The organism is Bacteroidota bacterium (assembly GCA_034723125.1).
Classification (GTDB): domain Bacteria; phylum Bacteroidota; class Bacteroidia; order CAILMK01; family JAAYUY01; genus JAYEOP01.
Genome location: JAYEOP010000549.1, coordinates 1 through 7,585, shown reverse-complemented (window position 1 = coordinate 7,585; position 7,585 = coordinate 1). Strand labels below are relative to the sequence as shown.

Below are 7,585 nucleotides of genomic sequence, written 5' to 3'. Positions count from 1 at the left end.
AACAAAAGAGTAATTGGTCCAGAAAAAGATATTAAAGAAGTTATAAATACTATTGAAGTTTATAACAATATTGAAAAATTTAATTATCGCAATGAAAAGGATTTTCTAACAGCACACAAAACAATAACTACTTATTTTAAAGTTAGATAGAAAAATGAAAAACACTGATTTTTTTAAAAGCAAGATAATGAAAGTTCAAAACCTACTTGTAATATTATTACTTCACATTATTATTGGTGGAGGTTATTTGTTGGACTTCTATGATATTAAAGGTCTGGCAATTGTAATAATCTCAACAATCATTGGAGGAATAATGGGGGAAAGGTACCTTAGAAAAAGAAAAAAATAAAAACCTGCAATTGTGAAAGAATAGATTATTGCAGAAATACTGTTTTGTCCTAATACTAAACCGCTATCCAGATGCTGATTAAGAAAATAAATTATTTTTGTTTTGTTTTTCTTCACAAAATTCTTGCATAGCCATAGCTACGGAATAATTTTTTGAATAAAAACAGAGCGAAAAGAAATGTTTTAATTTCAGTATCTTGATGGCGATTTAGTATAAAATATATTTCTCCTCTCAATTACCTCTATCCATTTAATAATTTATATTTTTGTGAAAAATATATTTATTAATAAAAAGTAAAAATTATGAGATTTTGTTTTTCAATTTGTTTCGCATTGATAATTTCTTTCACTTCATTAAACACAAAAGCACAAGATAAAAAATCCAATGAATTATTTAAAACAGAAACTTTTAATAGTTTAAAATTTAGAAGTATAGGTCCTGCGTTTATGTCGGGCAGGATAACTGATTTTGCAGTAAATCCCCAAAATGAGCACGAATATTTTGTAACAGTTGCCTGTGGTGGTGTTTGGAAAACATCAAATTCGGGAATTACATGGAAAGCTGTATTTGATAAAGAAAGTTCTTTTTCAATAGGATGTGTAACAATGGATAAAAAAAATCCAAATATTGTGTGGGTAGGAACGGGCGAAAATAACAGTCAAAGGTCAGTATCTTGGGGTGATGGCGTTTACAAATCTTTAGATGGCGGAAAGAGTTGGAAAAATATGGGATTAAAAAAATCCGAACATATTGGAAATATAATTATTCATCCCGATAATTCGGATATTGTTTATGTTTCTGCACAAGGACCATTGTGGGGAGCAGGTGGTAATAGAGGTTTGTACAAAACAACAAACGGAGGTAAAACATGGAAAAAAGTTCTTTCGATAAGTGAAAATACAGGAGTTAACGAAGTTGTAATGGACCCTCGAAATCCTGATGTTTTAATAGCTTCTTCCTATCAAAGGAGGAGACACGTTTGGACATTAATTAATGGAGGTCCAGAATCGGCAATTTACAAATCAACTAATGCAGGTAATTCTTGGAAAAAAATAAAAAGCGGAATACCAAAAGTGGAACTTGGAAGAATTGGCTTGGCAATTTCTCCTGTTAATCCTGATATTGTTTTTGCAATAATTGAAGCGGCAGAAGGTAAAAGCGGATTGTTTAAATCAACGGATATTGGTGAATCGTGGACAAAAGTTAATAGTTACAAAACAGCAAGTCCACAATATTATAACGAAATAGTTTGCGACCCAAAAGATGCTGATAAACTTTATATTTTGGATACAAGAACAAAATATTCCGTTGATGGAGGGAAAACGATTAAAACTCTTGGAGGAAAGCATAAGCATGTTGATGACCATGCAATTTGGATAAATCCAAAAAACACAAAGCATCTTTTAATCGGTGGTGATGGTGGTATTTATGAAACTTTTGACCATGGGAAAAACTGGGAATTTAAATCTAATTTCCCTGTAACCCAATTTTACAGAGTAGCAGTTGATAATGCCAAACCTTTTTATCATGTTTACGGTGGAACACAGGATAACAACACACAAGGCGGACCATCACAAACAAAAAGTATTTCAGGAATTGTGAATGCCGATTGGTACGTTACAGTAGGTGGAGATGGTTTTGAATCAGTAATTGACCCTAAAAATCCTAACATTGTTTATTCTCAAAGTCAATATGGTTGGCTCACAAGGTTTGACAAAAAAACAGGTGAAAAAATCGGTATTAAACCAATGGAAAATAAGGATGAGGAAACATTTAGATGGAATTGGGATGCTCCATTGATAATAAGTCCTCATTCTCATACAAGATTATATTTTGCAGCAAATAAAGTTTTTCGTTCTGACGACAGAGGAAATTCATGGAAAACAATAAGTCCTGACCTTACCAAACAACTTGACAGAAACAAACTTAAAGTAATGGGAAAAGTTTGGACTGTTGATGCAGTTTCAAAAAATGCTTCAACATCCATTTATGGAAATATTGTTTCACTTGATGAATCACCTCTTGTTGAAGGATTGATTTATGTTGGAACAGATGACGGACTAATTCAGGTTAGTGAAGATGGTGGTAAACATTGGAGAAAGGAAAAACAATTATCAGCTATTCCCGAATATTCTTATGTTAGTGATATCGTTGCCTCTCAGCACAATCCTGATGTTGTTTATGCTACTTTTGATAATCATAAAATGAATGATTTTAAAGCATATATTTTAAAAAGTACAAATCGTGGTAAATCGTGGAAATCAATAAGCTCAAACCTTGAAGAACCTGATGTTGTGTGGTCAATTGTTGAAGACCATAAAGACCCGAATTTGCTTTTTGTTGGAACAGAATATGGTCTATTCACAACTTTGAACGGAGGTAAAAAATGGATACAATTAAAAAGCGGATTACCCCCAATAGCAGTGCGTGATATTGCAATTCAAAAAAGGGAAAACGACCTTGTTCTCGGAACTTTCGGAAGAGGATTTTATATCCTTGACAACTATTCTCCGTTAAGAAATTTAAATAAAAAAACTTTTAAAAATAAAGCTAAAATATTTCCTATAAAAGATGCCTTGTTATACATTCAAACTTCAAGATTTGGCTGGGGTAAAAAAGGATCACAGGGCGAAAGTTATTTCATAGCTCCCAATCCTAATTTTGGTGCTACATTTACTTATTATTTAAAAGATAATCTGAAAACACAAAAGCAAATCAGAAAGGGAAAAGAGAAAAAAGCGATTAAAAATGGGAAAAAACCTCATTATCCTACTTTTGAAGAATTAGAAAAGGAAGATACGGAAGAAAAACCGTTTTTGATTTTTACGATTTTTGATAAAGACGGAAATATTGTAAGAAAGTTGAATGCTCCGGGAACAAAAGGAATTCATAGATTAACTTGGGATCTTAGATATCCTCATACAAATCCTGCAAGAGCAAAATCAAAGAATAAAAACGAATCAGGCTTTTTGGTAATGCCGGGAGAATACAGTGTTGTAATAGAAAAGAATGAAAATTCGCAAATAACAAAATTAGCAGGACCTCAAAAATTTATTGTAAAATTACTTGACGAAAATGAGCAATCAATAAAAAGCACCAAAGAGTTATTAGTGTTTACACAAAAATTAAGTGAGTTAAAAGGAGCAGTGTCAGCATCAATTAATATTTCAAATGATTTGAACAAGAAAATTGCATTGATGGAAAACGCCTTAAAACTATCAACAGAAAATACTGATGATTTGTTGAAAGAATTAAAACGAATAAAAACTGATAATTATAAAATAAAGACTGCATTGACAGGAAACAAAACAAGACAAAAGCATAACACAACAGTTCCTCAAAGCATAAATGGAAGATTGAGAACTATTACCTCAGGTATTTGGAGAACAACTGCTAAGCCAACACAAACTCAAAGAAAAAACTATAAAATTGCAGCCGAAGAATTTGAAATTGAATTAGCAAAACTCAAAAAACTTGTTGAAAAAGACATTATTAAATTGGAAGAAAAACTTGAAAAAATAAAAGCTCCATACACTCCGGGTCGTATGCCTGAATGGAAAATTAAGTGAATTGAAAAACAGAAAAAAAATGAAAAAAACAATACCTTATCTTTTTGAAGAAAGTGTAAAGAAATTTGCAAACAATATATTTTTATGGGAAAAACCTGATGATAAATATATTGGAACTACTTACGCTGAGGTTAAAAAATCTGTTTATAAATTAGCTAGCGGATTAATCGCTTACGGAATACAAAAAGGAGATAATATTGCACTCATTGCGGAAGGAAGAAATGACTGGGTAATTAGCGAGCTTGCTATTCTTTACGCTGGTGCGGCTGATGTCCCGCTTTCAGTAAAATTATTAGAAGCTGCTGATTTAAAATTTAGATTGAAACATTCAGAAAGTAAAATGATATTTGTTTCGGGAAAGCAGTATAAAAAAATACGAGAAATAAAAAACGAACTTCCAAAGCTTGAAAAGATAGTTTTGCTTGATCCCATTGAAAAATATGAAGAGGATGAAATTCATATTGAGAATATTTGTAAAAAGGGAGAAAATTATTTTGATGACAAAAACATTTCCTTTGATGATATTTGGCAAAATGTTGAAGAAAATGATGTTGCAAATATTTCATACACTTCAGGTACAACTGCTGACCCTAAAGGCATAATGTTGTCTCACAGAAATTACACCGCAAATGTTGATCAGGGTTCAGGACTTTTTGAGGTTCTCGAATCCTTCATAACTCTTTTGATACTTCCGTGGGATCATTCTTTTGCACATACTGTTGGTATCTATACCATTATGAAAAACGGTGCAAGCTTGGCATCAATAAAAGTTGGTAAAACTGCTAATGAAACCTTAAGAAATATTCCGATTAACATTAAAGAAATAAAACCAACTTTTTTACTTACTGTTCCTGCTTTGGCTAAAAATTTTAAAAAAAATATTGAAAAAGGAATAAGGGAAAAAGGAGCTTTTGTAGAAATGCTTTTTAAAACAGCTATGAAGTTGGCTTATGATTTCAATGGCAATGGTTGGAATCATGCTAAAGGAATAAAGAAATTGAATAAAGCATTATTGTGGATTTTTGATAAAATAATATTCAAAAAAGTAAGAGAAGGTTTTGGAGGAAATCTTAAATTTTTTGTTGGTGGTGGGGCTTTACTTGACGTGGAATTGCAAAAATTCTTTTACGCAGTAGGAATGCCAATGTATCAAGGATATGGACTTTCGGAATCATCTCCGGTAATTTCATCTAACAATCCTGATGAACACAAATTCGGAACTTCAGGTAAAATTGTTGAAAATCTTGAATGTAAAATTTGTGATGAAAAAGGAAATTCTCTACTTAAAGGAGAAACCGGTGAAATTGTAGTAAAAGGTGAAAATATTATGCTTGGCTACTGGGAAAATGAAACTACAACAAAAGAAACATTGAAAGACGGGTGGCTTCATACCGGTGATTTAGGTTATTTTGATAAAGATGATTTCCTTGTAGTTCTTGGAAGATTCAAAAGCCTATTAATTTCCGGTGATGGAGAAAAATATAGCCCTGAAGGAATTGAAGAAGCTATGGTTGAACAATCAAAATATATTGATCAAGTAATGCTTTACAATAATCAGAATTCATATACTGTTGGATTATTTGTGCTAAACAAAGAAGCTATAAAAAGATTTTTAAAAGAAAAAAATATAAATATTGAATCAGAAAAATCTTTTGAAATTGTTTTAAAATTACTTAGAGATGAGAGAAATGAATATTACAAAGGTGGGAAATATGCAGATATGTTTTCGGAAAGATGGTTGCCTTCCTCCTTTGCAATTTTAGATGAAGCTTTTAGTGAGCAAAACAGAATGATGAACAGTACAATGAAAATGGTAAGGAAAAAAATTACGGAAAAATATAAAGACAGAATTGAACTTATGTACACTACTGAGGCTAAGGATGTTTTTAATGAAAAGAATTTTAATGCGTTAAGGGAGGTTCTATGTTGATTTGTGTGGGTGAAAAAATATTAAAGCCACAGATTCACAGATTATAAAAAGAGTAATTTTGTAATCTGTGAATCAAATTTGATTACCAACAGTATTTGACATAGAACATTAAAATAAATCAGATGTTGAAAATTTATTTATGGAGTTTTATTATTTGGATAGTAATTTTAATTATTGCTTTAATTGTCCGAAAAACAAAAGCAGGAAAAATATTGTTAATTTTCAGCTTTAGTGTTTTTATTTTATTTGTAATTGAAATGGCTGCCATTGTTGGGTTTAAAGTAAAATATGGCTACTGGACTTTTAAAGAAAAATATAACGAAAATGCAGAAATTTTCAAAGCTCATCCATATCTCGTTGGAGTCCCAAAGAAAAATGTAAGCTTAAAGATGAGAGGCAAAATTTATTCTCACAATTCACAAGGTTTTAGAGCTAAGGATTTTCCTCCAAAGTCAAATAAAATTAGAGTTGCAACAATTGGTGGTTCTACAACATATTGTATTGGTGTAAACGACAAAGAAACATGGACTTATTATCTTGATAGTTTTTTACAGAAAAATTATGAGGTTTTAAATTTTGGAATTCCCGGTCATTCTACTGTCGAAAATATAATCCTTTCATCATTTATTCTTCCCGAATACAAAGCTGATATTGCAATTGTGTATGCAGGGCTAAACGATTTAAGAAATGCAAATGTGAAAAACCTCAATGCTGATTACTCAAATTTTCATGCACCGTCTTTGTATGGTACTCTTGGTTTTTGTCCTCAAAATTCTCATTTACATTTTGCATCAATAAAATTTCTAACAATCGTACTCCAAAAAATTGGTTATTACCCTCTTTGTGAATATCATAAAATGAATGTGTCCGGAAAAGAAACAAAAGAAATTGATAAATATGCTTTAAGTTTGTACAAAAGAAATTTGAAAAATCTTGTTGCAATTTTAAAAAATCAAAATATTAAAATCATTTTTGTTCCTCAGGTAATGACTCAAAATAGTGTGGAGGGTGGAAAATACAAATGGTGGGCTCCATACATCCCCGATGATGTTTTTGATAAATTTTTAAATGAATATAACAGAGCAATGACGGAGGTTGCAAAAGAAACAGGAGTTATTTGTGTAAACGATATTTTGCAAGCTTCATGGACAGAAAGTGATTATTCCGACCCAAGTCATTTTTCAGCAAAAGGAAATTTGAGGTTTGCAAAAGCACTTGATTCTGTGATTGTGAATATTAATATGGAGGAATAATCAATTGTTTTTTACCCCGTACTAGTCGTAGATTGTATCTACGACTAAATATAATAAAACAGAGTACAAGATTACAAAAAACCCTTGGTGCCTTTGTGGCAAGATATTAATAATTAGCCACGAAGGCTCTAAGACACTAAGAATCACAAAGTATGAAACAATTCATTATGGAATTATTATGCGAAACTTGAGTAAGTTAATGTTTTTCTGAAAGAAAGTTTTTAGTTTCTAATTTTTAGTTTTTAGTTTCCCTTGGTGTCTTTGTGGCAAGATATTGATAATTAGCCACGAAGACTCTAAGACACTAAGAATCACAAAGCATGAAACAATTCATTAGGAATTATTATGCGAAACTTGAGTAAGTTAATGTTTTTCTGAAAGAAAGTTTTTAGCTACTAATTTTTAGTTTTTAGTTTCCCTTTGTGCCTTGGTGTCTTTGTGGCAAGATATTGATAATTAGCCACGAAGACTCTAAGACACTAAG

The 7,585-nt window shown here is 31.2% G+C and carries 4 protein-coding genes; all 4 read left to right on the top strand.

Features of this window, described 5'->3' with window-relative positions; all coding sequences use genetic code 11:
- The first annotated feature begins 154 nt into the window (after positions 1-154).
- The gene (locus U9R42_14065; GenBank protein MEA3497149.1) at positions 155-349 is read left to right on the top strand and encodes a hypothetical protein; all 195 of its coding nucleotides are present in this window, start codon (positions 155-157) and stop codon (positions 347-349) included.
- A 302-nt stretch (positions 350-651) separates the two neighbouring features.
- Positions 652-3,918, top strand: coding sequence for a glycosyl hydrolase (locus U9R42_14060; protein MEA3497148.1), 3,267 nt, complete (start codon positions 652-654; stop codon positions 3,916-3,918).
- A gap of 19 nt (positions 3,919-3,937) precedes the next feature.
- Positions 3,938-5,848 (top strand): AMP-binding protein, encoded by a 1,911-nt coding sequence (locus tag U9R42_14055; protein MEA3497147.1) that lies wholly within the window; start codon positions 3,938-3,940, stop codon positions 5,846-5,848.
- Positions 5,849-5,970: 122 nt separating this feature from the next.
- Complete coding sequence (locus U9R42_14050; GenBank protein MEA3497146.1) at positions 5,971-7,101, top strand: SGNH/GDSL hydrolase family protein; 1,131 nt, start codon at positions 5,971-5,973, stop codon at positions 7,099-7,101.
- The last annotated feature ends 484 nt before the right edge of the window (positions 7,102-7,585 follow it).